The sequence below is a fragment of the Nocardioides hwasunensis genome, from assembly GCF_014779665.1.
GTDB lineage: Bacteria > Actinomycetota > Actinomycetes > Propionibacteriales > Nocardioidaceae > Nocardioides > Nocardioides hwasunensis.
Genome location: NZ_JACXYY010000008.1, coordinates 141,186 through 165,952 on the forward strand (window position 1 = coordinate 141,186; position 24,767 = coordinate 165,952).

The following is a 24,767-nucleotide window of genomic DNA, read 5'->3' on the forward strand; positions in this document are numbered from 1 at the left end:
GGTGCCGGCCCCCTCCCCGGCCGCGCTGCCGCCGCCGCGGAAGTCCGGTCGCTACCGCATCGCCCTCGTCTGCCTCGGCAACATCTGCCGCTCGCCCACCGCCCACGTCGTCCTCGAGTCGCGCCTCGTCGACGCCGGGCTCGACGACCGGGTCGAGGTCGCCTCGTCGGGGACCGGCGGCTGGCACGTCGGCGGCCCGATGGACCGTCGCGCGGCCGCCACGCTCACCGCGGCCGGCTACGACGCGACCCGGCACCGCGCGCGGCAGTACGACGACTCGTGGCCCGCGGCGTACGACCTGGTCCTCGTGATGGACGAGGCCAACCTGGCCGACGTGGGCGGGCGGACCGACCGCATCGGCCTGTTCCGCGACTTCGATCCGGTCGATCCTGGCGCCGAGGTACCGGACCCGTACTACGGTGGTGACGACGGGTTCGAGGAGGTGCTGGAGATGGTCGAGCGGACGAGCGAGGCGATCGCCACCGCGCTGGACGACGCCCTCCGGGGACCCGGCTGATGGCTCGCCAGCCACTGGTGGCCAGGCGCGCCGAGGAGCTCCTCGACGCGTCGGTGGTGGCGACCTCGCCCGTGGCGGGCGGCGACATCGCGACCGCCACCCGGTTGCGCCTGTCCAGCGGGCAGACCGCGCTGATGAAGACCCTGCCGCACGCACCCGAGGGCTTCTTCGAGGCCGAGGCCGCCGGGCTGCGCTGGCTCGCCGAGGTCGACGGCGGCGTGCCGCTGCCCGACGTGCTGGCCGCCGCGAGCGACTGCGTGATCCTCGGCTGGGTCGAGCAGAGTGCCAAGACCCCGGTCGAGGCGGCCGTCACCTTCGGGCAACAGCTGGCGACCACCCACCGGGCAGGCGCCGACGACTGGGGCCGCGACCACGACGGCTTCATCGGCCGGCTGCCGCTGCCCAACAAGACGGCCGGTTCCTGGCCGGAGTTCTACGCGGTCCGCCGGCTCCTGCCCTACCTCAAGCTCGGGCGCGACCGGGGGGCCGTGACCGACGACGAGGCGGCCGCGGTCGAGGCGGTCGTCGGCCGGCTCACCGAGCTGCTCCCCGACGAGCCGCCCGCCCGCCTCCACGGCGACCTGTGGAACGGCAACTGCCTCTGGGGCCAGGACCTCGCGATCCACGTCATCGATCCGGCGGCCTACGGCGGCCACCGCGAGGTCGACCTGGCGATGCTCCACCTCTTCGGGCTCACGCACCTGCCCCGGGTGATGGCGGCCTACGACGAGGCGCACCCGCTCGCCGACGGCTGGGAGGACCGGCTGGGGATCCACCAGCTGTTCCCGCTGCTCGTGCACGCCTGCATGTTCGGCGGTGGCTACGGCGCCCGCGCCGGCGCGATCGCGGCGCGCTACGCCTGACCCGACCCGGTCGAGTGCCGGACGTGTCGCTCCGCCCGCGAGGGCGAGCACCCGACTTTTCAGCCTGCGCTCAGGACGCGGTGGCATCCTGGGCCCGTGAACGCCCCGACCGACTCCAAGCCCCGCGTGCTGGTCGTCGACGACGATCGGGCCGTGCGTGACTCGCTGCGCCGGTCGCTGGAGTTCAACGGCTACGAGGTCCACCTGGCCGCCGACGGCGCCGAGGGGCTCGTCGCGGTCGGGTCGCAGCACCCCGACGTGGTGGTGATCGACGTGATGATGCCGCGCCTCGACGGCATCGAGACGACCCGGGCGCTGCGTGCGGCGGGCAACGACGTACCGATCCTGGTCCTCACCGCGCGCGACGCGGTCGGCGACCGGGTCGAGGGGCTCGACGCCGGTGCGGACGACTACCTCACCAAGCCGTTCGCGCTCGAGGAGCTGCTGGCGCGGCTGCGCGCGCTGCTGCGCCGCGTGGTTCCCGACCCCGAGGCCGACGGCGAGGTGCTCACGTTCCACGACCTGTCGATGGACGTCGGCAGCCGCGACGTCTCACGCGGGAGCCGCTCGATCGAGCTCACCCGCACCGAGTTCACGCTGCTCGAGATGTTCCTGCGCCGGCCGCGGCGGGTGCTCGACCGGTCGTTCATCCTCGAGGAGGTGTGGGGCTACGACTTCCCGACGAGCGCCAACTCGCTCGAGGTCTACGTCGGCTACCTGCGCCGCAAGACCGAGGCCGAGGGCGAGCCCCGACTGATCCAGACGGTGCGAGGCGTCGGTTACGTCCTGAAGGAATCATGAGGCCGGCCGCCGTCTGGCCCGACGGGCGCTGGCACTACCGCAGGTCGCTCGCCTCGCGCGTCGCGGTGCTCACCACGGTCGCGCTGGGGCTCTCGATCGCGGTGATGGCCTTCACCGCCTTCGTCGTGATGCGCCACCAGCTGATGAGCTCGCTCGACCAGTCGCTGCTCAACCGCGCGCACCGCGCGACCGCCAACACGACGCTCTCGGAGATCACCGCCCAGGGCGTCCCGCCCTGGGTGCTCGGCGCCGCCGACGTCCGGATCATCTACATCAGCGCCAACGGTCAGGGCATGTCGGGCGCCGACATCCCGGACTTCACCCTCGGCCGCCCGGAGTACGACGTCGTGACCGGCCAGCGGGAGTCCGCCGTGCGCACGCTCGTCACCGAGGAGGGCGAGCGCTACCGCGTCGCGACTGTGGAGGCCGGCAAGGGCCAGGCCCTGATCCTCGCGCAACCCCTGACCTCGAACGACCGGACCCTCGGCAAGCTCGGCGGCGTGCTCTTCGTCTTCGGCGCGCTGGGCGTGCTGGCCGCGCTGATGGCGGGCTGGCTCGTCGCCCGCAACGGCCTCAGACCCGTGCGCCGCCTCACCTCCTCGGTGGAGCGCATCGCCGTCACCGAGGACCTCACCCCGCTGCGCGTCGAAGGCGACGACGAGGTCGCCCGGCTGGCGACCGCCTTCAACCAGATGCTGCTGGCACTCGGCGCCTCCCGCGACCGGCAGCGCCGGCTGGTGGCCGACGCGAGCCACGAGCTGCGTACGCCGCTCACCTCGCTGCGCACCAACCTCGACCTCCTGCGCCAGGCCGAGGGCAACGACAACTTCCCGACCGAGGCGCGGCTCGAGCTGCTCGACGACGTCCGTGCCCAGATCGAGGAGCTCAGCGCGCTCGTCGGCGACCTCGTCGAGCTCGCCCGTGACGAGCCGACCACCGGCGTCGTCGCCGAGGTCGACCTGGCCGACGTGGTCGAGCGGGCGACGACCCGCGTACGCCGGCGCGCGCAGGGGATCGCGTTCGACGTGCAACTCGAGCCGTGGCGGATGGTCGGCGACGCCAACGGCCTCGAGCGCGCGGTGACCAACCTGCTCGACAACGCTGCCAAGTGGAGCCCCACCGACGGCACCGTGACGGTGCGGCTCACGCAGGGCGTGCTCACCGTCGACGACCAGGGCCACGGCGTCGCCGACGCCGACCGCCCGCACGTCTTCGAGCGGTTCTACCGCGCCGAGGAGTCACGCGCGATGCCCGGCTCCGGCCTCGGCCTGGCGATCGTGCGCCGTGTCGTCGATCGCCACGGCGGTCAGGTGAAGGTCGACGACGCGCCCTCGGGCGGCGCGCGTTTCGCCTTGTGGCTGCCCGGGACGCCGGCGGCTGGTGATCTGGAGTCACCGGATATCCGGTGACCGCCCCGCTTGTCACACCAGATCTCAGGCACTAACCGGGAGACTCGCGTACGGAGTCGAAGACCCGCAGCAGCCGCTCGGCCTTCCACTCCGACTCCGCCCACTCCTCGGCGACATCGGACTTCACCGTGATCCCGCCCCCGGTGCCGAGCGTCCAGCGTCCGCTGCCGTCGGTCATCAGGGAGCGGATGACGACCCCGAGGTCGGCCGGGCCGTCGCCGCTGATCCAGCCGAACGCACCGGCGTACGCCCCTCTCGGCGTCGCCTCGGCCTCCTCGACGATCTCCATCGTGCGCAGCTTCGGCGCTCCGGTCATCGACCCCGCGGGGAACAGCGCCCGCAGCGCCCCGATCGTCGTGACGTCGTCGCGGAGGCGGCCGCGGACCGTCGAGACGAGCTGGTGCACCGACTCGTAGGACTCGACCTGCATGAGCGCGGGCACCTCGACCGACCCGACCTCGCACACCAGCGAGAGGTCGTTGCGGAGCAGGTCGACGATCATCAGGTTCTCCGCGCGGGTCTTCGGGTCGCTCGCGAGCCGCTCGCGATGCGCCTCGTCCTCCTCCGGCGTCGTGCCGCGCGGCGTGGTGCCCTTGATCGGCTTGGTCTCGAGGTGGCGGTCCGCGGTCACGAGGGCGTACCGCTCCGGCGAGCTCGACAGCAGCCAGGCCCGCGCCCCGTCGACGTCGTGCTGGAGGAAGCCGGAGTACGGCGCGGGGTTGAGCTCGCGCAGCCGGAGGTACGCCGACACCGGGTCGAGGTCGGACTCGCGCACCAGGCGGTGGGTGAGGTTCACCTCGTAGGAGTTGCCCGCGTGCAGGTGCTCCTGGACGCGCGCGAAGGCGGCGGCGTACTCCTCCGGAATGGGACCTCCCCGGGCTGTCTCGAACCTCGGGGGGTGTGCACGCCCCTCGATGTCTGGGTTCCCCCGCAGATGCGGGGGTTCTAGGGACGGAGGAGCGTGCTCGAACACCCGCACCTCGGACGGCCGCATCCAGACCGCGTCGGGCAGCGTGGGGTCGGGGGTGGCGGGGAGGTCGGGGCGGGAGGCGTAGCCGAGGTAGCCGAACCACTGCTCGCCGGCGGCCAGGCGCTCCTCGAGGACGGCGAAGACGTCGTCGCCGACCACCGTGAAGGTGCCGTCGGCGTGGAGGCGCACCTCGCGCCGGGCGGCGGACCATGTCAGGGACGGGTCGTCGGCGCCGAGCCAGCCGATGATCGAGCGCCGCCCGGACCACTCGCGCGCGCCGCCGCCGTCGAGCCAGAAGCACCGCGGGTGCTCGGCGGCCACCGACGTGAAGAAGGACAGCGGGTCGTCGCTCACGAGAGGAAGCTTCCGACGATGGCCCCGCCGTGCGTCGAGAGGATCGACTCGGGGTGGAACTGCACGCCCTCCAGCGGCAACGTGCGGTGGCGTACGCCCATCACCACGCCGTCCTCCGACCACGCGGTGGCGACCAGCGACGCGGGCAGGTCGACGACCCCGAGCGAGTGGTAGCGCACCGCCGCGAAGCCCTGCGGCAGCCCGGCGAGCACCCCGGCGTCGTCGTGCCGGATCGCGGCGACCTCGCCGTGCGCCGGACGCAGCCGCGCGACCGTCCCGCCGTACGCCGTCACCAGCCCCTGCATCCCCAGGCAGACGCCCAGCACGGGGCGGGTCCCGGCGAGGAGCACGTCGCGCCCCACCGAGAAGTCCGCCGCGACGGCCGGGTGGCCCGGTCCCGGCGACAGCACGACGTGCGAGTGGGCGAGCACGTCGGCGGCCGTCACCTCGTCGTGCTGCACGACGCGCGGCAGCACCCCGGTGACGCTCGCGACGAGGTGCACGAGGTTCCAGGTGTAGGAGTCGTGGTGGTCGACCACGATCACGTCCGGGTGCACCCGCCGAACACTAGGGCCAGATCACTGCCGCACGGCGCGGCACGCGTCGGAGACCGGCTGGTCGCCCGACTCCCGGCACGCGTCGAACGCCGCGAGCTTCGCCATCAGCAGGTCGACGTCGGCGCGACGCTTCGGGTTCGCGACGTTGTTCTTCTTCTCGAACCGGTTGCGCTTGTAGTGGTAGTACTCGTAGCCCCACTGCACCTGGTCGGGCCGCGGGTCGAGGTCGAAGCGAGCCAGGAGCGAGGTCCGACCGCGCACCGCGACGTAGGACGGGATCCGGTCGAGCTCGGCGCCGGTGAACGCCGCGTCGGGGTCGCCTCCGGTCAACGTCTGCTGGGTGTGCTCGAGGAAGGCGTAGCTCTGCCGGACCGCCTTCGGGTCCGCCAGCGTCGGCACCAGCGAGAGTCCGCTGCGGTAGGGGGCGGCCGGCAGCCCGGCGAGCTCCTCGAAGGTGGGCGCGAGGTCGATGTTGCTGGTGACCTCCCTGCGCGAGCCGGGCACGACACCCGGGCCGGTGACCAGCAGCGGCACCCGCACGTCGGTGTCGTACGGCGTCCCTTTGCCGCGACCCATGCCCAGCTGGCCGAGGTGGAAGCCGTTGTCGGAGGTGAGCACGACGTAGGTGTGCGGGCCGACCGAGCGCAGGATCCGCGCGAGCAGCCGGTCGGCGGACTGCGCCATCCGCGCGCGGTCGCGGAGGTCGCGCACCGCCACCGGCGCGGGCAGCGTGCGGACGGTGTTCCACGCGCGCCCCGGCCTGCCGTTGGCCAGCCGCGGCCGGTTGTCACGCCGGGCGTCGCCGAAGCCCGGCAGGTCGTCCACGGTCAGCTTGCGGCAGGCGACCCGACCGCAGCTGCGATCGCCGGTGCGGTCGCGGAACATCGGCGGGAAGAGCGGGTCGCCCGGGTAGTGGCCCTCGGGCTGGGTGCGGTTGTGCGGCGCGTAGAGCGCGACCTCGAGGAAGTAGGGCGCGTCCGACGCCTCGCCCGCGCTCAGGAAGTTCATCGCCTTGTCGCCGATCACGGCGCCGGCGTACGCCTTGTCCTTCGCCGCGTCGCTCGCGCTCGCCGGGGGTGCCGGGTGCTGCTGCACCTGCAGCCGCTGGTCGACCACCGAGGTGCTGGCGAAGTCCCAGCCGTCGTAGGCCGAGCCGAAGACCGCGTTGAAGGTCGTCCAGCCCGGCACGACGGGCGGCAGCGCGCGGCCGGGCACCCACTCGTACTCGTTGAGGAACTTGCCCACGAAGCCGGTCGTGTAGCCCGCCTGCTGCAGCCGGACGTTGAAGGCGCGCTCGGGGTTGCCGTTGGTGTCGTAGGCCGGCCAGCCGCCGAGCCCGGAGGTGCCCTTGTTGGAGGTGTTGGTGCGCACGCCGGTCTGGTGGGGGTACTGCCCGGTGAAGAAGCTCGAGCGCGAGACGCAGCACAGCGAGTCGGTGACGAAGGAGTGCGGATAGCTCGCGCCCGTCCTGCGCATCCGCTGGAGCGACCGCATCGTCTGGACCAGGTCCATCGAGAAGTCGTCGAGCATGACCACGACGATGTTGGGCTGCTGGTCCCGGGTCGCCGCCGGCGCGCTGTCGCCGAGGGCGGATGCGCTGCTCGTCGTCCGCGGAGGACGTACGTCATGGGGCGGGGTCGACCCGCTGGTCGAGCCGGACGGCCCGCCGCACGCAGCCACGCCGGCCATGAGCGCGAGCAGGCACACGCCCGCCCATGCCCTCGTGAAGTGGTGCACCTGTCCCCCGTCAGTCCCGCTGGTCAACCAGGATGACGCTTCCCGCTCCCGATCGGTTGCGTCACACGCCGGTCTGATCGTCAGGCGAGCAGGTCGCGGACCGCGGTGTGGAGGAGGTCCCAGCCGTTCTCGGTGAGGATCGACTCGGCGTGGAACTGGATGCCTCGGTAGTGCGGGCCGGTGATCGCGTGGATGTCGCCGGTGGCCTCGTCGGCCTCGACGCTCACGCCGTCGGGCAGCGTCGCGCCGGCCGGCACCCGGCCGACGAACGTGTTGTAGAACCCGACCCGCTCGGTGCGGCCCGCGAGCCGGACGGGCGACTGCGTGCCCTGGAAGACGACATCCTTGTAGCCGAGCTCGAGACCGAGCCGCTGGCAGAGCGTCTGGTGGCCCAGGCACACCGCGAGGAACGGCTGCCCCGTGCCGAGCAGGTCGTCGATGGCCCCGCGGAACGCTGCGATCTTAGGGTGGTCGCCCTCGCGCGGGTCGCCCGGACCGGGGCCGACGATGACCAGGTCGGCGCCGTCGAAGGCACCCGTCGCGTAGTCCTCGTGACGCACCACGCGCGCGGTCATCCCGAAGACGCCGAGCACGTGGACGAGCATGTTCACGAAGTCGTCCTCGCCGTGGAGGATCACCACGCTCTTGCCCGCGAGCCCCGGGTCGGCGGGCTCGCCGGCCTGGTCGGTCAGCCAGAAGCGCGAGAGCCGCTGGTTGCGCGTGCCCAGGGCCAGGACGACGTCCTCGTCGCGCGCGAGGTCGGCGATGTCGGTGCCGTCGGAGGTCGCCGCCGGCGCCAGGCCGAAGGCGCTGAGGATGCCGCCGGCCTTGGCCCGCGTCTCGGCGACCTCGTAGGCGGCGTCGGAGTCGCGCACCAGCGTCGCACCCGCGGTCACCTTGAGCTCGCCGTCGACCGAGACGTCGGCGGTGCGGATCAGGATCGGACTGTCCATCGTCGGGGTGCCGTCGGGCGAGCGGCCGAAGAGGGCGAGCGCGGCGCCGTAGTAGCCGCGGCCCTCGGGCTCGTAGTCGGCGATCAGCCGGCAGGCGTTCTCGACCGGCGCGCCGGTCACCGTGGCGGCGTACATCGTGCCGCGCAGGATCTCGCGGTGGTCGCGATCGGAGCGGCCGGCGAGGAGGTACTCGGTGTGGATGAGGTGGGTCATCGGCTTGAGGAACGGCCCGAGGACCTGGCCGCCCTCGTGGCAGATGTCGCACATCATCTTGAGCTCCTCGTCGACGACCATGAAGAGCTCGAAGATCTCCTTCTCGTCGGCGAGGAACTCGACGAGCCGGTCCTTCAGGGCGTCGCCATGGCCGGCCACGCGGAAAGTCCCCGAGATCGGATTCATCCGGACGTCGCCCTGGCGCACCGACACGTGTCGCTCCGGGCTGGCGCCGATGAGGAAGCGCTCGCCGGTGAAGAAGCAGAAGGTCCAGTAGGCACCGCGCTCGCGCTCCAGCAGCCGTCGCAGGACGGTGAGCGCCTTGGTGGCGTCCCAGTCGGCGAGGACCGCGCGGTAGTGGCGACCGATGACGAGGTTGGCGCCCTCGCCCTGGCCGATCTCGTCGCGGATGATCGCCTCGACGACCTGGCCGTAGTCGTCGTCGCTCGTCGCGAAGCCACCCCGGTCGGCGAGCTCGACGGGTACGTCGGGGAGCGCGGCGAGCAGGTCGTCGACCGACACCTCGTGCTCGGCCTCGATGTCGACCACTGTCAGCGGAGTGCCGTCGTCGATCGCGGCGAATCCACGCTCGCGGACCTGCCGGAACGGCACGGCCACCAGCCGGTCGGCGCTGCGCCCGGGCTCGGGGGCGCCGGACTCGAGCGGGATGTCGAGCAGGCTCTCGACCTCGTGCGGAGTGCCGCCGATGAGCCCCGCGGTCGGCGAGGCCTTGCGCCGGATGACCGCCCACGCGCCGTGCCCCTGGATCTGCTCCAGGAGGTCGGCCACGGGAGACGGGCCGGACGTGGTGGCGGTCATGGGAGGACCCTACGGCTCAGCCCATCCGCAGCCGGGTGCTGTCCGCAACGCAGCCACTCGAGCGCCGTGGCCCAGTTCGCTGGATCCACTGTGCGTACCTGCGTGGTTTAGGCTCGTTCAATGCTCGAAGTCGTGTCGTACCGCGTTGGCACCGCAACGCCTCCGGTGGAACTCCTGTCCCTGTCGACCGTCTCCACGCCAGCGAAGCTGACCGCACTTCCGCGCCTCCAGGCCCCGAAGAATCGCTGATGACGCTGTCTCTCCGGCGGAGCTCGCTTCGGGCCATCCTGACTGACCACGATGCGCGAGCGGTCGTTCTCCTCACGGCACTTCTGGTGTCGACCCAGATCGTCGTCACGGTCCCGAACCCGTTCTCGCTCGGTGGCGGGAAGTCGCTTCCGCTTGCCGAGATTCCTCTTGTCATCATCACCGTTTGGCTGGTGGTGTCGTTCTTCCGCCGTCGCGACGTTCGCTTCGCTCCTGATGATCTGTACCTCATCTGGGGAGTGCTGCTCTTCGCAGCCACCGTCATCGTCGTCACGGCCTTGCGCGCGCTCACTCAAGACCTGCTCACTCTTTCCACGACGTCGCTGGAGTACATGACGCTGGGTATCGCGTTCTACTTCACCATCCGCCTGCGGTGGTTCACGACGCACCATCTGGTACTGGCGATCCACGGCCTTCTGCTGGTCGCAGAGGCGACGGCCTTGTTCCGCGTGGTCTTCGAGGGGACGACCCTCCGGTTCTCCGCACCCATGGGCAACGTGAACGTGTACGTAGGCTTCGCGCTGCTCGTGATGCCCGTGCTCATCTGGTATGGCATCAGTCGGTCCTCCCGGATGCTGCTGCTGTTGACCTTGGGCCAGATGGCGATCGTCGTCGCCTTCGTCGCGCTCAGCGGTTCGCGATTCGGCGGCCTCGCCTTGCTCATCGAGCTGACCGCCATCTTCCTCCTTGTCGATGACCGACGCTGGCGTACCCGTCTTTCGAACATCGGCCTGTCGGCGGTGACGTGCGGGCTGATCATGGGGGCCATCCTCGTCGTCTCGCCAGCGACGTCGAAGGACATCCAGCGCACCTTGAACGTCATGTCTGCCGTCACGGGGCAGGAGGTCGCGAGTGCCGGCGACGACCCGCCGAGTGACGCCGAGTGGAGGGCACTCCCCCCCGTCGCGGGCGGGCCCGGTGTCGACGTTCCCACGGACCCCGCGAGCGTCGACCCGGGCAATCCGGACATCGACGTCCGACCGGACGATCAGTCCCTGCGGGCACGCTTCGGGCCTCGTGCCACTGCTGTTGCGCACGATCACTGGCTCTTGGGCACGGGGCGCCCCGTGGTGTTCTACTACGGCTACGGCTACTCGACGTCACACAGCATCATCTTCGACCCCGTGATCGCTTTCGGCGTCTTCGGGGCGGTGGCGCTGTGGGCACTCCTCTTGCGCGTGCCGATATCCATGGCACGCGCCGTGCGGGGCAGTCGACGGGCCAGAGCCGTGTCGCTGGGAGTCGCGCTGCTTCTCGCGTACTCGTTCTTCGAACCTCTGATTGATTCCGTCTTGGTCATTGGACTGATGTACTGGGGCCTGTTCGCCGTCGGACTCGATCGCTCTCGACTGGGCACGAGCGAGGTCGGGGTGTCGCGATCGGACTCGGAGCCGGTCGTTGCAGCACTTCGCGAGGGGCGCGGTCCAAGCGCCACATGAGGGTCCGCCAGGCGTGAACGGCCCGGCTGGCTGGCGTGCGGAGGCGCGCGGCGCCGGACACCAGGGACACCCGTTGATGGAGCCGCGGGGGTCGCGCCCAGGGTTGGGCTCTAGTCCGGATGTCCATCCTCGAACGGTTCCGGCTCGGCTCGGAGCGCGTCGAGCAGCGTCGGAGTCGGTTCGGAGCCCATCATGAAGGCACCGGCCTTCTCCGACCACGACTGCCACTCCGCGTCGGAGAGGCCGGCGAAGGAGTCCACCGCCCGGGCGACAGCCACCGGGTCGCGTCGCTCAGCGACGTTCAGCACGATGCCCGCGCCAGCCTCGGCTACCCCTGACCACGGAGTCTGATCGCTGATCAGCACCGGGCACCCGGCCCGCAACGCCTCACCGATCGCATGCCCGAAGTTCTCGCCGTGAGTGAGCAGGACGAACAGGTGCGCTGCGGCCAAGCTGCGGTCGACCTCCTCGGGGTGCTGCGGTCCGGTGAACGTCACCCGGACGTGTCCCGGTGCACCGGCAGCCAGTCGATGGAGCTCGGCAGCATGGGTGGGGTCCTCCTCCACTCCGACGATCTGGACCTCGACCGGTCTCTGCACCTTGGTCAGCGCTCGAAGCAGGTCGTCGTGACCCTTTACCGGTGCCAGTCGCCCGACGGCAACCACTCGGAGGCCGTTCACCAGGGAGGCGGATGTGCGCTGTACCTCGTGACGTGACCGGAGTCGCTCGGGCAGCGTCACGACCTCGGCGTCATCAAAGATCGCGAGGACGTCCGAACATTCGCCGACACTGCTGGCCACCCAGAGAACTCGAGACCGGCCCAGGTGAGCGTGCAGTCCGAGACGACCCATCATCCGGAGCCACGTCTGCTTCTGTGTGGAGCCCCCCAGACGAAGGGCGGAGCCGGCCAGCTCGCCGCGAGGGCTGATGGCGACCCGACCGCGGTAGCGGGTCACCCACAGGAGCAGGAGAGGAACGATCGTGAACCCCAACGACATCACCGAGTTGAAGTACACGACGTCGGAGCGCCGCACGGTGCGCCACGCACGCCCCCACTGCCACAGCGACGAAGCGCTCAGCGGACGCAGGTAGGTCACCGCGACTCCGTCGACGGCCGTCGTGCCGCGATAAGGCAACGGGAAGGGCTTCGTGTCTCCGAGGTCCCGGTCCGCTGTCAAGACGTGCACGTCGTGGTCACGCATGGTCTCGACGACGCCCACGATCCCCGGCACGGGCCCTCCAGCCTTGTGCGCGGGAACATAGTGGGTAGCAAGGACACAGACTTTCACGACGACGCTCCTGGGGCGACGGACGGCGTTCCGGCCTTGGTGAAGATCGTGCGGAGGCGCATCAAGCCCAGGACGACGAGAACCGCTGCCAGACTCGCCCGCATCGCGACGGCGAAGTCACCGGACGTCGGTAGCAACGCCGCCGTCAGACAGACCCCGGTGGCGAAGACGACCGCGACCGACGCGCCACGCTCGGCCCAGCGGAGTGTTGACACCTCTCTCGCGAGGCGACGGGTCAACCGCCACAGCAACAGGTAGACGACAGGCAGCCCGACCGCCACCCCTACGAGTCCGTAGACGCTGGCTGCCGCCCACGAGACGAGGGCCCCGATCAGCATCGACGCCGGGCTGATGAGCGCCAGCCGCGTGGTCCGCCCGCTGATGACCACGACTTGTTGATGCGCCAGGTAGACCGCCGCCAAAGCAGCGGACATGCATGCGATCGCCGTCACCGGGACCATGGTTGCGATGTCGTACCTCGGGGGCACGAGCAGCATCAGCAGCCAGGGTGAGAGCGTGGCGACGCCGCCGGCGGTGAGACCGGCGAGCCACGCCACTGCCTTCGACGTCTCAGCCAGCTGCTCGCCACGGGCATCCGGCGCCACCTGGGCCAGAACTGGGAGCCAGGCGTACCCAATGGCACTCGTGAGCACCAGGGCGACCGTGCCGAGGTAGACGGCGACCTGAGCTCGCCCACCAGCCGCATGCCCGATGACAGCCCCGGCAACGATGACGGCGATTCCGTTCAGGCTTCCGGTGGCGAACAGGTGCGGCACCATCGGTAGTCCGACCTTGAGTGCCTTGCGCATCGCTCCGAGGTCGAACGTGACCCGGCCGGTGGACGCCACGCGGCCCATGCCGGCAGCGAGCAAGACACAGTTCGTGGCCACCACACCCAAGAAGTACGCGGTGGCTCCGCGCGCGTCGACGAGGCTGACACACACCAGCCCGACCGCGGGCCCCATCAAGGAGAGGCCCACCGCGAGCACGACATAGAACCAGCTGCGCTCCTCGGCCAGCGCCCACGCCATCGCCATCGCTGTACCGGAGCCGGCACCGGCCGCCACGAACGCCAGAAGGATCGAAACCGGCAAACCGACACCGCCGATCCGGTCGACCAGCAGGGCCAGCCCTGCGATGGCGCTCGCCGCCGCGAGAACGAGCGACGATGCGATGACGGCGATGCTCCGGGCCCCGTCAGGGCCCGAGGACTCCGTGAGGGCGTGCCTGGTGATGGCTACGGGAAGGCCGAGACCGAGCAAGGCAATGCTCCACTGCATGACCACGATGGCGACAGAGATGGAGCCGTACTCGGACACGTCCACTGATCGGGTGAGCAGCGGAGTGACCAGTAGACCGGTCAACATGGGCGCGGCGCTCCCGATCATGTAGATCGAGCCGCGACCAACGAGACGTCGGCTCGCGTCACTCACGGTCGTCGCGTCCTCGGCCTCGGCCTCGGCCTGGGCCTCGGCCCATCGAACATGCCACCAGGGCCTGGGTGCGTGTGCTGTCGTGCCCGTCGCTGCTTGCAGTCATCTATCGACACTTTTCAGCGAAGTCGAGGATCCGTCGTGCCTGCGCAACGTTGTTCTTGCGCTCCATCACGAACGACTTGCCCCGACCGCCTCGCAGGTGGAGCTCCTCGGGCGTCATGGTGAGGGCGCTCCTCAGGGCAGCTGCCACGTCGTGGGGGCTGGACCCGTCGATGGTGAGCACGAAGTCGTAGTACTCCTGCGGCATGCCGGGCAGTCGTGTGGTGAGCACCGGCGTCCCTGATGCGAGGTACTCCATGTTCTTGGACGGGAACGAGTACTTGGTGAATTCTGCGTCGGCCGGCCGGGGGTTGACCAGCAGCCATGCACTCTCCTCCGCTCGGAGGACGGTCTCGATCGGTGCGGGACCACGAAAATCGATGCGGGGATCCTCGGCAGCGGCCAGCACCAGATCGGGCGCGAAGTCGCCCGCGCCGTAGATGACGAGACGGGCGTCGGGATCCTCGACTTCCCGGAAGCCCTCGACCAATGTCTCGACGCCGTACTCGCGGCGAAGCGCGCCGGCGTAGAGCACCGTCGGATGCCGGACCTTGCCGCCCAGTGCGTTGTCGGCCGCCGTCATCTTGTGGTCGACGAGGCCCTCCATGACCAGAAACGGGCGACGGCGGCGGTTGACGACCTCATTCATCTGCTCGGTGAGGAGGACGAACCCGTCCACTCCCCGGTAGGTCGCGGCGACCACCCGGCGGAGTGCCCGGTAGATCAAAGGCGATCGATCCGTCGCGTCCGACACATCAGCCATGAAGCCGTAGATGTCTGCGACGATGACGACTCGAGAGATGCCCCCGCCCCAGGTGGCGAGCAGGACACCCGGGAGCGCAGACACGTAGGCCGCGTCGACGATGAGCACTCGCTCGTCTGAGCGGCGCGTCCTCACCCGCCACCTGAGCGCGGCCACTGCCAAGGACCCGGCCAACCAGGTCTGCTTGAGGACGCGACGGTTGGGAAAGCCGCGATGGTCCACGACGTGGTCGGGACCGACACGCTCCACCTCACGCCGCCACCATCCAGCACGGTAGTACGCAGACGTCGCGCTTCGACCGACCAGAGAGGTCACCCTCGCACCACTGCGGATCAGGCCATCCTGGATGAGGGTGTGGAACTTGAAGCCCGCCTCAGGCATCCCGTACGTGACTTCCTGGGCGTCGGGGAGACGCATGTCCTTCATCCACTGAAACTGAGCGGCCGTCGGCACTGACGAGACGTAGAGGACCTCCGTCACGGTCGGATCCCCAGCCAGCTCTCGTAGCGCGCGTGGGTGGAGAGGATGAACCCCACCGCACGCCTGGAGCAGTCACCGATCCGGTAGTCATCCGGCACCCGGGAGGCCCGGTCCGTGTCGGAGACCGCAAATCGCACGGCCTCGACGACGTTGGTGGAGTCGAGGCCCGTCATCAGGATCGAGGCGGAGTCGAGCGCTTCGGGTCGCTCGATGGAGTCACGAAGAGTGACCGCCGGGAAGTCGAGCAGCGACGACTCCTCGGAGATCGTCCCGGAGTCGGACAGCACGCAGTACGCCTGCTTCTGCAGCTTGTTGTAGTCCATGAAGCCGAGCGGCTCGTGGAACGTGATGCCTCCGGTCGACCGGCCGAGCGCGTCCAGGCGCTTGCGGGTGCGCGGATGGGTCGAGACGAGGACCGGCATGCCGGTGTCGGCGACCACGCTCTCGAGGCAGTCGAGCAGGAGGTTCAGCCGATCGGGGTTGTCGACGTTCTCCTCGCGGTGCGCGCTCACCAGGACGTAGCCCTGCGGGGTCAGCCCCAGCCGCTCGACCGCGTCGGAGGCTTCGATCTTTGCAGCGTTGGCGGCGAGCACCTCCTTCATCGGCGACCCGGTCTTGAGGATCCGGCGTGGGTGCAGACCCTCGGCCAACAGGTTGCGACGCGCGTGCTCGGTGTAGACCAGGTTGAAGTCGGCGACGTGGTCGACGAGGCGACGATTGGTCTCTTCCGGGACGTTCTCGTCGAAGCAGCGGTTGCCGGCCTCCATGTGGTAGACGGGGATCCGCATCCGCTTGGCCATCACCGCGGCCAGACAGCTGTTGGTGTCGCCCAGGACCAGCACAGCGTCCGGACGCTCCTCGAGCAGCACCTCCTCGGTCTTGATCAGCACCTCTCCCAGCACACGGCCCAGGCTGCTCGTGTCGACGTCGAGGTAGTGATCAGGAGCGCGCAGACCCAGCTCGGAGAAGAAGATCTCGTTGAGGTTGTGGTCGTAGTTCTGCCCCGTGTGGACCAGCACGTGGTCAACCGTGCTGTCGAGCAGCTTGATGGTCTCGGACAGCCGGATGATCTCTGGACGGGTCCCGACGACGGTCATCACCTTGGTCATGCGGTCTCCTGCGGTGCCGTGCGGACTACTGGCTCGTGGATGGTGTCGGGCGCCTCGGGATCGAAGAGCGAGTCGGTCCAGAACAGCGTCGTCAGCACCCGGTCACCGATGTTGGTGATGTCGTGCGACCACATCGTCGGCATGTCCACCACGACCGGTTCCTCGCCACTGACCGGCAGCTCGACGACCTCGTCGTGGAACATCCGTCGCAGTCGGATGACTGCCTCTCCGTCGAGGACGACGAAGCGCTCGATCTTGTGGAGGTGGTAGTGGATGCCACGGGTGACACCCGGAACGGTGGTGGACACGAACGTCTGACCGCCCTGACCGTGCGAGCGGACCGTCTCGACCAGGCGACCGCGCTGGTCACTGCGCGGAGCGAGCGCCAACGGGTAGTGGGCCGGGAACAGCGCCGCCCGATAGGTGTTGAAGAGGTCACGCTCGAAGTCGTCCTCCATGGCAGGCACGTCCGCGCTCGGCACGTAGGTGGCATGGAACCGCTCGAGCGCGTCCCACACCGCCTTCACCGACGTGGGGTGCGCAGCCGGACGGACGCTGTCCGGCGAGTCGGGCGCCAAGGCGTCGAGGAGGGCCTGAGCCGCTCCCTGCGCGTGCAGCAGCTCGATCGGACGGTCCGAGATCTCGGGGGTGTCGCCCGCGACGACCCGGTCCACGAACGTGGCGACGAACGAGTTGTACCCGGGCCTCCCGTGCTCGCCGAACAGGTTCGGGAGCAGCACGTCGACGAAACGGGCCTCGCGGGCGACGGCGGCCTCCCTCAGCACGTCGGCCGCCCGCGCCTTGCCCTCGGCGTAGGCCGTGCCGTTGCCGACCTGGATCGAGTTGGCGAAGACAACAGGCACGCCTCGGCGCTCCGCGAGCGCATCGGACAGCTCGTGGGCGAGCCCGACGTTCACGTGGACCAGCTCGTCGTCGGAGGCCCGGTTGACCCCTGCCACGTGGATGACGGCGTCGACGTCGGCGGCCAGCTGGGCGAGTCGCGACCAGTCGGCGCGCCCCACCGGGACGACCTCGTGGTCGGTCGTGGCGTGGACACGGCACCGTAGGTGCCAGCCCAGGAATCCTTCGGCCCCGGTGAGCAGGATCTTCACGTGTTCAGCTCCGGGTCGGCGGCGATCTCGGGGATGGTCCGCAGGAGGGCCACCGTCTCGTCCACATCGAGTGGTGCCACCGAGTCAGACGCGTAGTCGACGGTGGTGTCGACGTCTTCCTCGCCCTCGGAGAAGTACTTCTCGTACTGCAGGCCGCGATCGTCGAGCGGCACGCGGAAGTAGTCGCCCTGGTCGGTGGCCTTGGCGATCTCCTCGCGGGTCAGGAGCGTCTCGTGCAGCTTCTCGCCGTGGCGGGTGCCGATGTGGTGCACCTCGGGCTCGTCCTGACCGAACAGCCGGCCGACAGCGGTGGCGAGCGTCGACACGGTGGTGGATGCCGCCTTGCGGACGAAGAGGTCGCCGGGCTGGGCATGCACGAACGCGTGCTTGACGAGGTCGACGGAGTCGGCGAGCGACATGAGGAAGCGCGTCATCCGTGGATCGGTGATCGTCAGTGGCTTGCCCTCCTTGAGGAGGGAGATGAAGGCAGGGATCACCGAGCCGCGGGAGTACATGACGTTGCCGTAGCGCGTGACCGACACGGTCATGTCCGAGTCGGGGTGGTTGCGGGCGAAGGCTTGGGCGGTCTTCTCCATGAGCGCCTTGGACATGCCCATCGCGTTGACCGGGTAGACCGCTTTGTCGGTGCTGAGCAGCACGACCGAGCGGACGCCAGCAGCGGCGCTCGCCTCGATGACGTTGTGGCTGCCCACGACATTGGTCTTCACCGCCTGCTGGGGAAAGAACTCGCACGACGGGACTTGCTTGAGCGCGGCGGCGTGGAAGACGAAGTCGGCGTCGAGGACGGCTGTGCGCACGCTGTCGACGTCGCGGACGTCGCCGATGAAGAACCGGACGCGCTCGTCGTTGAACGCGCGACGCATCAGGTCCTGCTTGGCCTCGTCGCGGCTGAAGATGTTGATCCGGGCCGCACCGTCATCGAGGAGGTGTCGAGCCATCACCGAGCCGAACGAGCCCGTGCCACCGGTGATCGTGATGGTCCGGCCCGCAACCTCGTCGGTCGAGGGAACCCGTGCGTCACTCAAAGTATGTGCCTTTCCGAAGGATGTAGCTGTTGTTGGCCGACCCCATGCCGCGAGTCACGACCGTGGAACTCCGACGTCGCGCAAGTCCGGGGAGAACGGGCGCCGGAGCGCCGCTGACGTGCCCCGCTCGGCGAGTCATGCGACACATGCGCCGACTCACGCACGCTTGAGGTCACCTAGTCACCCGCGTGCCTCGCAAGGTCGGTGAGCTCGGCAGGATCGATGGGAGACACCGACACAGACCGGATCATGGGGTGCCCGGTAGACGAGGCCGACTCATCGTCGGAGAAGAGCACCTCGTGAAGCTTTTCTCCCGATCGAAGACCGCTGAAGACGATGTCAATGCCGGACGCGCCTGAGAGCGAGATCATGCGCTTCGCGACATCGAGGATGCGGACCGGCTCACCCATCTCCAGGACCAACACCTCACCAGAGCCACCCATCGCGCCAGCTTGGACCACCAGCTGGCACGCCTCAGGGATGGTCATGAAGTATCGAGTCACATCAGGGTGGGTGACGGTGATCGGGCCGCCAGCGGCGATCTGAGCGTTGAAGGTGTGCAGCATCGAGCCACGCGAACCCAACACGTTCCCGAATCGGACAGACATGTAGGGCAGACCGGTGGCGCGTGATTGCCATGCTGTCAGTTGCTCGGCCAGTCGCTTGGTGGAACCCAGCACGCTGGTGGCGTCAGCTGCCTTGTCCGTCGAGATGTTGACGAAGCGTTCGACTCCGAACTGCGCAGACAGCTCGAGCAGGTTGAGGGTCCCCAGCACATTGGTCTTCCATCCCTCCGCTGGGAACCGCTCGAGCATCGGGAGATGCTTGAGGGCAGCGGCGTGGAAGACGATGTCGGGCCGCACATCGGCGAATATGGAGAGCAGGCTCGCCCGGTCGCGGATGTCGGCCAGCACCGTCTCGGGCGAGTCGAGGAGGCCATGTCCGTAGATGGCGAGCTGGACGGCGTGCAAGGCCGACTCATCCCGATCGAGCAAGGTCAACGAGGACGGCCCGAAGCGATGGACCTGGCGTGCCAGCTCGGACCCGATCGACCCACCAGCGCCCGTGATCAGCACGCGCTTGCCACTCAGGTAGCGCGCGATCGAGGAGATGTCAGTCTCGACCGGACGTCTTCCGAGGACATCGCCGATCTCCACCCGTCGGATGTCGTTCGGCTTCACGTGGCCTCCGGTGAGGTCGCTCAACCTCGGGAGGATCAACAGCTCGAGGCCCGCGTCTGACGCCTCGCGCTGGACTCTGTCGATGAGTTTGCCGGAGGCTCGGGGCACTGCCAGGACGACGGTAGCAACGGCCATCGCGTCTGCTACCTCGGTCAGGGAACGTCCGGTTCCGACGACGGGCACACCGTGGATCCGTAGATGACGTTTGCCCGGGTTGTCGTCGATGAAGCCGACCACGGTCAGCCCCAAGGTTCGGTCCGAGCGGGTCAAGCGAAGAACTTGGCGGCCAGCATCACCAGCACCGTAGACGAGGACCGGACGGCCTGAACCACGACGTGCCTCGATGTCACGGTCACGCAACGCTCGGTAGAACCATCGACCTGCGGCGGCGCCGACCAGAGCGGCGGGGGGCGCCAGCACAGGGAGGCTTCGCGGCAGCGCGTCATTGATCAGTGGAGTTGTAATGGTGGTGATCGCGGCAACACCGAGGAAATGCAGCGCGAGACCGAGGGCTTCGTCGAACGAGCCGACCAGGAATCTTCCCCGGTAGAACTTCGTCAGCATGCCGACGGCCAAGAGCAGGAACCACGAGATGACCAAGTATCTGAGGGCGGCTTCCCACTGCACCTCGGAGATCCGGAAGGAGTAGCGAAAACCGATCACGAACGCGGCGCCCAGGGTCCAACAGGCGATGTCCCAGGTCGCCAGCGCACCCCGTCGCAAATAACCGTTGGACAACATCCCGAACCCCGTCACTCAGCAAAAGACCTCAGCAATGTTAACGCCCTCGGCTCGAGGGGCCTGATTGGCGGCTTGCGTGGGGGCGGTTCGCCGAGTCTGTTGGGCCGGACGCGCCCGCGATCGGGTTTGTCGCGTCGGTTCGAGCGATGCGCGGGTCGAAGGCCAAGCCACCCGACTACTGCGACGCTCCTGCTGCACGGGACACCTTCAGAGGCGGGCGGGGACCCGCAGCGAAAGCCCTTGTCAGCCAGCCAGGTCCTGCCACCCGTCGTGACCGACGGGCGGCCGCCATCCGTCCTGCGTGAGCCAGCTGCTGGCCTGTCGCTGCCCTAACCAGAGGAGCTCCAGCCGGCGCGCGTTCGCTGCGGTCGGCCGGTGGATTCGACCCACCGTCTTGGCGAGGCGCACAAGGGTTCGAGCCACGACCGCGGGGATGACCTTCGGAGAACGCCCTCCGCCCAACCACTCCATCAGACCGCCAGCAGTCACGCCTTCCCAGGGATGGATGACAACTGGAGGAGGAGCGTGCTCAGCTAGTGCGAGATAGCTGATCGCATCGGCGACGTTCACCAGCAAAGCCTGTGGAGTCGCTTGGCTACCCGGGCGCGCCACAGAAGAGAGAGGTGAGCTCGCGATCCGCCCGATCATCCGCGTCACCCGGCGACCCGGCGCGTGCACCGAGGGCGGACGGTATCGCACGACTGCTGGAGTCGTGCCGAGGCCACTGGCGATGACCCGCTCTCCCGCGACTTTCGACGCCGAGTAGGTAGAGAACGGGTCCATCGACTCGGACTCGTCCAGCACCTCACGGTCGTTCTGAACCACCGCCGAGGAGACGTGGACGAAGCGCGACACCCCAGCCTCGCGCGCGGCCGTGAGGACGACGTAGGGAAGCAGCGCGTTGGCACCGAACAGCGAGTCGGCCTCCAACGACGAGGCATCCGGGTCGCCGGCGGCATTCACGACGACATCACAGCCGCGGAGCTCGTCCGCCAGCTTGGCTACGGCTTCGCTCACTCGATCGATCTCCGCCGTCAGCTCGACGATCGAGCGCGCCTTCGTCGTGAGTCTGGGCGCGACCACACGGACCACATCGCAGTCCCGTGTGTCGAGCACCTCCGCCACCGCGCTGCCGACGAAGCCGGACCCACCGAGCAGCGCAACAGACCGGCGTTTCATCATGCTCTCCATCTCGCCGCCTCTTCCAGCGCTTGCTCCATGGCCATGACCCCTACCTTGGCGGACAGCTCGCGTTCATAGAACAGGTGGCCCCGTCGTCCCATGGCTCGGAGCTTCTCGCTCGGCATCAGGGAGCAGTGCCGGATGGCAGCTGCGAGCGCACCAACATCGCCCGCCTTGGTCGTCACTCCAGCACCGGATCGCTCAGCCAGTGCGGCTGCGTCACCAGGGGCACAGACGATCATCGGCTGACCTGAGGCGAGGATGCCCTGGATCTTGCTGGGCATCGTGACCCGGAACAGTGGGATGTCCTTCAGGCAGACGAGCTGAATGTGCGCACTTGCCATCGTCGTCGACATCTCTTCCACAGGCCGAGTGCCCTCGAAGACGACACGCTCAGCCACACCGAGCTGCGCAGCGAGGTCTGCGAGCTTCCCCCTGGCGACGCCGTCCCCCACGAGCCGCAGACGAACGTGTGGCAAGTCGTCGAGGCGGGCGATCGCGCGAACCGCGGTCTCCAGTCCCTGAACGTCGCCGAGGTTGCCGGCGTACATGACGTCGAACGTGTCGGACCCGACCTCCACAGGTTCGACGGGCCTGAACATGTCTTCATCGATCCAGTTGTAGACGACCCTGATCTTGGTCTCCGGCACCCCGCGCTCCACCAAGAGCTCCTTCATCCCGGGTGAGATGACGAGGATGACCGAGGCTGCGGCGTAGATGCGCTGGCAGAAGGCGCCGAGGACGTGCTCGACGGGTCGGGTGATCCGCGCAGGAACCATCCCCGTCGCGGTCACGGTGTCGGGCCAGAGATCCTGGATGAACAGCACGAATGGTGTGCGCAGGAGACGCCGCAGGACCCATCCGGCGAGGCCGATCGTGGCAGGAGTGGAGTAGACGAGCGCCACCTCGGAGCGGCGAGCGATCAGGGCACCCAACGACGACGCACTGAACATGAAGGACAGGAAGTTCAGAGCCCGATGTACCGCCGAGGAGTCGTGCGAGGGGTAGAGAGGGACTCTGAGAACGCGAAGACCTCGAAGGTCCTCCCGCTGCAGCAGCTTCATCCGATAGCCGCCGTAGAGCTCGCCGGTCGGGTAGTTCGGGTAGCCCGTGACCACGGTCATGTCGTGCCCCTGGTCCTGCAGGGCGCGAGCAATGGCGCCGGGAATTGCTGCCGACCCGGTTTCGGGATCGAACCACTGGCTGATGAAGGCAATCTTCACGATCGGGTCACGCCATCTCGGTCGGAGTGCAGGTGGGGCAGGGACAAGTAGAGCGCGGCCACCACAGCCATAGCCGTCAGCGCGACAAGGGACGAGTAGCGCTGAAGAACAACGGCCACCGTCACGCATGCAACGGAGGCAGCGGCTGTCGTCAGACTGGCGCCCAAGTGCGACCACCCACTGTCGACGAGCCGTTGATACACATGCTCACGGTGAGCGTCCATCAGCGCCCGACCTCCCATCGCGCGCTTCGTGATGGCCCAGCCGGTGTCAACGACATAGATGACGAGCGGTGCCACGCAGAGCGCGATCGGCACGCCTTGGACCCAGCTGACGACGCTCATCATGATGATCAAGGCACCTATGGCGTAGCTGCCGACGTCCCCTAGGAAGATTCGGGCTCGCGGAGCATTCCAGGGCAAGAATCCCAGCGAGGCTCCCGCGAGTGCCAAGCCCGGCACCACCAGCCCGTCGACGTCTTGGTAGGCCCCCAGCCAGGCAAACCACGTGCCCGCGACGATTGCGTTCAGCGAAGAGATCCCGTTCACGCCGTCCATGAAATTGAATGCGTTGACGAAGCCCACGCCGACGAAGGCAGCCAAGGGGACGAAGAGCCAGGAGGAGACGTCCATGTCTGACGTTGAAGCAGCCAGCCCCCAGCTTGCGAGGCCGAACACCACCGCTTGAACTGCGAGGCGCACGCTCCCGGGCAGAGACGACATGTCGTCCATCAGGCCCAGTGCGGCCATCGCCAAGGCGACGAGCAGCGGCAACCACGCTAGGACGGGCTTGTCGACCTCGTTCTCGAGATGACCGCCGACAGCTAGTTGCGACGCCAGGACACCGGCGAGAACTCCTACCAGGATGCCGATGCCGCCGCCACGAGGTACCGGCGCACTGTGCGATGAGCGCGCGTTCGGGACGTCGATGATCTGCCACTTGCGAAGGCCAGGGATCAGGACGCCCACGGATGCAGCTGCACAGACGAGAGAGACTCCCAGCACGACCATCAAACCAGCTCCGTTACCCAGGCGGCAGCAGCCCGAAGGATATCCAGGGACGTGGTGGGCGACGAATCGCAGCCCCTCCGCATCACAGCTGTGTCGCGATCCACTCCTGCAGCCCGGCGACCCCCTCGCGGAGGCTCACTCGCGGCTTCCAGTCGAGCGTGCGCAGGGTGACCTCGACGTCGCACGAGGCGTGCCGGACGTCGCCGTCGCGGTACTGACCGGTCACGTGCGGGTCAGGAGCCGAGTGGTAGGCCGCGATCTCGCGGGCCAGGTCGCCGATCGTGGTCCGCACGCCGCTGCCGACGTCGACCGTGCGGACGTGGTCGGCCGGCTTGTGGGCGATCGCGGCGACCAGCGCGCTGACCACGTCGTCGATGTGGACGAAGTCGCGGGTGATCTCGCCGTCCTCGTAGAGCGGGATCGACTGCCCGTCGCGGGCCAGGCGCGAGAAGAGGGAGACGATGCCGGTGTAGGGGTTGGAGAGCGACTGGCGCGGGCCGTAGACGTTCTGCAGGCGCAGGATCGAGAGGCGGGTGTCATGGGAGCCCGTCCAAGCGGAGAGGATCTGCTCCTGGGCGAGCTTGGTCGCGCCGTAGACGTTGATCGGGCTCGGGTGGGTGCCGTCGACGGTGTTGGGCACGTGGGCGGCGCCGTCACCGTGGTCCCACGTGCCCGCCTCGAGCTGGGCGTGGGTGCGCAGGCCCGGCTGGAAGGTCGACCCGTCGACGTTGCGCCACACACCCTCGCCGTAGACCGCGCGCGAGCTGGTCAGCACGAAGTGGCTGGGCACGTGGCCGGCGCGGGTCAGGGAGTCGAGCAGCTGGGTGGTGCCGACGACGTTGACCATGCCGTGGCGGGTGCTCTCCGACAGCGACTGCGCGGTGCCGGTCTCGGCCGCCAGGTGCACCACGGTGTCGGGACGCAGGTCGGCCACGGTCGCGTCCAGGTCGTCAGCGCTCGTGACGTCGCCCACGCGCAGGTCGACCGAGTCGGGCAGGTCGGCCGGCGCCTGTGATCCCGGGTGGACCTGGGGGTGCAGGTTGTCGAGCACGACCCACTGCTCCGCTGAGTCCGCGAGCTCGCGCGCGAGCGTCGTACCGATGAAGCCGGCGCCACCCGTGACGAGGACACGGCCGCCGGCGCGCTGCGAGGAAGACATGAGGCTCACCCTAGGTGTCGGCGCTGCCTCACCGCCGT

Annotated in this window: 20 protein-coding genes; 5 read left to right on the forward strand and 15 right to left on the reverse strand. The window is 68.9% G+C overall.

Going from position 1 to position 24,767, the window contains the following annotated elements:
* Window position 1: 1 nt before the first annotated feature.
* The 4 genes from IEZ25_RS18595 (at window position 2) to IEZ25_RS18610 (ending at window position 3,590) form a co-directional block, all read left to right on the forward strand.
* Window positions 2-517: a low molecular weight protein-tyrosine-phosphatase gene (locus tag IEZ25_RS18595; RefSeq protein WP_191200962.1), complete on the forward strand. Its 516-nt coding sequence runs from the start codon at window positions 2-4 to the stop codon at window positions 515-517.
* The gene (locus tag IEZ25_RS18600) at window positions 517-1,380 is read left to right on the forward strand and encodes a fructosamine kinase family protein (protein WP_191200963.1); all 864 of its coding nucleotides are present in this window, start codon (window positions 517-519) and stop codon (window positions 1,378-1,380) included. The genes IEZ25_RS18595 and IEZ25_RS18600 overlap by 1 nt, the downstream gene beginning before the upstream one ends.
* 96 nt (window positions 1,381-1,476) lie before the next feature.
* Window positions 1,477-2,181 (forward strand): response regulator transcription factor, encoded by a 705-nt coding sequence (locus IEZ25_RS18605; RefSeq protein ID WP_191200964.1) that lies wholly within the window; start codon window positions 1,477-1,479, stop codon window positions 2,179-2,181.
* Window positions 2,178-3,590: a sensor histidine kinase gene (locus tag IEZ25_RS18610; protein WP_191200965.1), complete on the forward strand. Its 1,413-nt coding sequence runs from the start codon at window positions 2,178-2,180 to the stop codon at window positions 3,588-3,590. Before IEZ25_RS18605 ends, IEZ25_RS18610 begins: the two co-directional genes overlap by 4 nt.
* Before the next feature lie 31 nt (window positions 3,591-3,621).
* Here IEZ25_RS18610 and IEZ25_RS18615 read toward each other — a convergent pair whose 3' ends face one another.
* The 4 genes from IEZ25_RS18615 to IEZ25_RS18630 form a co-directional block, all read right to left on the reverse strand.
* Window positions 3,622-4,914 (reverse strand): anthranilate synthase component I family protein, encoded by a 1,293-nt coding sequence (locus IEZ25_RS18615; RefSeq protein WP_191200966.1) that lies wholly within the window; start codon window positions 4,912-4,914, stop codon window positions 3,622-3,624.
* Window positions 4,911-5,471 carry an anthranilate synthase component II gene (locus tag IEZ25_RS18620; RefSeq protein ID WP_191200967.1) on the reverse strand — a complete coding sequence of 187 codons (561 nt, stop codon included), beginning with the start codon at window positions 5,469-5,471 and terminating at the stop codon, window positions 4,911-4,913. Before IEZ25_RS18620 ends, IEZ25_RS18615 begins: the two co-directional genes overlap by 4 nt.
* Window positions 5,472-5,492: 21 nt before the next feature.
* Window positions 5,493-7,208: a sulfatase-like hydrolase/transferase gene (locus tag IEZ25_RS18625; RefSeq protein ID WP_191200968.1), complete on the reverse strand. Its 1,716-nt coding sequence runs from the start codon at window positions 7,206-7,208 to the stop codon at window positions 5,493-5,495.
* 80 nt (window positions 7,209-7,288) lie between these two features.
* Window positions 7,289-9,193: an anthranilate synthase family protein gene (locus tag IEZ25_RS18630; protein ID WP_191200969.1), complete on the reverse strand. Its 1,905-nt coding sequence runs from the start codon at window positions 9,191-9,193 to the stop codon at window positions 7,289-7,291.
* Between the two features lie 248 nt (window positions 9,194-9,441).
* On the opposite strand from IEZ25_RS18630, the gene IEZ25_RS18635 reads away from it, so the two are divergent.
* Window positions 9,442-10,899, forward strand: a complete 1,458-nt coding sequence (locus tag IEZ25_RS18635) for an O-antigen ligase family protein (protein ID WP_191200970.1) — start codon at window positions 9,442-9,444, stop codon at window positions 10,897-10,899.
* A 110-nt stretch (window positions 10,900-11,009) separates the two neighbouring features.
* Here the strand turns inward: IEZ25_RS18635 and IEZ25_RS22375 are convergent, their stop codons facing one another.
* From IEZ25_RS22375 to IEZ25_RS18690, 11 genes are all read right to left on the reverse strand, one after another.
* Entirely contained in the window at window positions 11,010-12,188 is a 1,179-nt protein-coding gene (locus IEZ25_RS22375; protein ID WP_191200971.1) for a glycosyltransferase, read from the reverse strand.
* On the reverse strand, window positions 12,185-13,621 hold the full coding sequence (locus IEZ25_RS18645; RefSeq protein WP_191200972.1) for a lipopolysaccharide biosynthesis protein: 1,437 nt from the start codon (window positions 13,619-13,621) through the stop codon (window positions 12,185-12,187). The genes IEZ25_RS22375 and IEZ25_RS18645 overlap by 4 nt, the downstream gene beginning before the upstream one ends.
* Before the next feature lie 106 nt (window positions 13,622-13,727).
* The gene (locus tag IEZ25_RS22380) at window positions 13,728-14,966 is read right to left on the reverse strand and encodes a glycosyltransferase (protein ID WP_191200973.1); all 1,239 of its coding nucleotides are present in this window, start codon (window positions 14,964-14,966) and stop codon (window positions 13,728-13,730) included.
* Complete coding sequence (gene wecB, locus IEZ25_RS18655) at window positions 14,963-16,075, reverse strand: non-hydrolyzing UDP-N-acetylglucosamine 2-epimerase (protein WP_191200974.1); 1,113 nt, start codon at window positions 16,073-16,075, stop codon at window positions 14,963-14,965. Before wecB ends, IEZ25_RS22380 begins: the two co-directional genes overlap by 4 nt.
* Window positions 16,072-17,187: a polysaccharide biosynthesis C-terminal domain-containing protein gene (locus IEZ25_RS18660; protein ID WP_191200975.1), complete on the reverse strand. Its 1,116-nt coding sequence runs from the start codon at window positions 17,185-17,187 to the stop codon at window positions 16,072-16,074. The genes wecB and IEZ25_RS18660 overlap by 4 nt, the downstream gene beginning before the upstream one ends.
* A complete protein-coding gene (locus IEZ25_RS18665; protein WP_224749278.1) occupies window positions 17,184-18,233 on the reverse strand; it encodes a polysaccharide biosynthesis protein in 1,050 nt (349 codons plus the stop codon). Before IEZ25_RS18665 ends, IEZ25_RS18660 begins: the two co-directional genes overlap by 4 nt.
* Before the next feature lie 176 nt (window positions 18,234-18,409).
* Complete coding sequence (locus IEZ25_RS18670) at window positions 18,410-20,155, reverse strand: polysaccharide biosynthesis protein (RefSeq protein WP_191200976.1); 1,746 nt, start codon at window positions 20,153-20,155, stop codon at window positions 18,410-18,412.
* A 243-nt stretch (window positions 20,156-20,398) separates the two neighbouring features.
* Window positions 20,399-21,346 carry an NAD-dependent epimerase/dehydratase family protein gene (locus tag IEZ25_RS18675; RefSeq protein WP_191200977.1) on the reverse strand — a complete coding sequence of 316 codons (948 nt, stop codon included), beginning with the start codon at window positions 21,344-21,346 and terminating at the stop codon, window positions 20,399-20,401.
* Window positions 21,334-22,560, reverse strand: coding sequence for a glycosyltransferase family 4 protein (locus IEZ25_RS22385; RefSeq protein WP_191200978.1), 1,227 nt, complete (start codon window positions 22,558-22,560; stop codon window positions 21,334-21,336). Before IEZ25_RS22385 ends, IEZ25_RS18675 begins: the two co-directional genes overlap by 13 nt.
* A complete protein-coding gene (locus IEZ25_RS18685) occupies window positions 22,557-23,528 on the reverse strand; it encodes an MraY family glycosyltransferase (protein WP_191200979.1) in 972 nt (323 codons plus the stop codon). The genes IEZ25_RS22385 and IEZ25_RS18685 overlap by 4 nt, the downstream gene beginning before the upstream one ends.
* A gap of 124 nt (window positions 23,529-23,652) precedes the next feature.
* On the reverse strand, window positions 23,653-24,729 hold the full coding sequence (locus IEZ25_RS18690; RefSeq protein WP_224749279.1) for an NAD-dependent epimerase/dehydratase family protein: 1,077 nt from the start codon (window positions 24,727-24,729) through the stop codon (window positions 23,653-23,655).
* Between the last annotated feature and the right edge of the window lie 38 nt (window positions 24,730-24,767).

Bases quoted from the DNA above. Each gene is read 5' to 3' on its own strand.
- IEZ25_RS18600 (WP_191200963.1), top strand. From the start codon at position 517: ATGGCTCGCCAGCCACTGGTGGCCAGGCGCGCCGAGGAGCTCCTCGAC.
- IEZ25_RS18610 (WP_191200965.1), top strand. From the start codon at position 2,178: ATGAGGCCGGCCGCCGTCTGGCCCGACGGGCGCTGGCACTACCGCAGG.
- IEZ25_RS18630 (WP_191200969.1), bottom strand. From the start codon at position 9,193: ATGACCGCCACCACGTCCGGCCCGTCTCCCGTGGCCGACCTCCTGGAG.
- IEZ25_RS18635 (WP_191200970.1), top strand. From the start codon at position 9,442: ATGACGCTGTCTCTCCGGCGGAGCTCGCTTCGGGCCATCCTGACTGAC.
- wecB (WP_191200974.1), bottom strand. From the start codon at position 16,075: ATGACCAAGGTGATGACCGTCGTCGGGACCCGTCCAGAGATCATCCGG.
- IEZ25_RS18670 (WP_191200976.1), bottom strand. From the start codon at position 20,155: ATGTTGTCCAACGGTTATTTGCGACGGGGTGCGCTGGCGACCTGGGAC.
- IEZ25_RS18675 (WP_191200977.1), bottom strand. From the start codon at position 21,346: ATGGAGAGCATGATGAAACGCCGGTCTGTTGCGCTGCTCGGTGGGTCC.
- IEZ25_RS18690 (WP_224749279.1), bottom strand. From the start codon at position 24,729: ATGTCTTCCTCGCAGCGCGCCGGCGGCCGTGTCCTCGTCACGGGTGGC.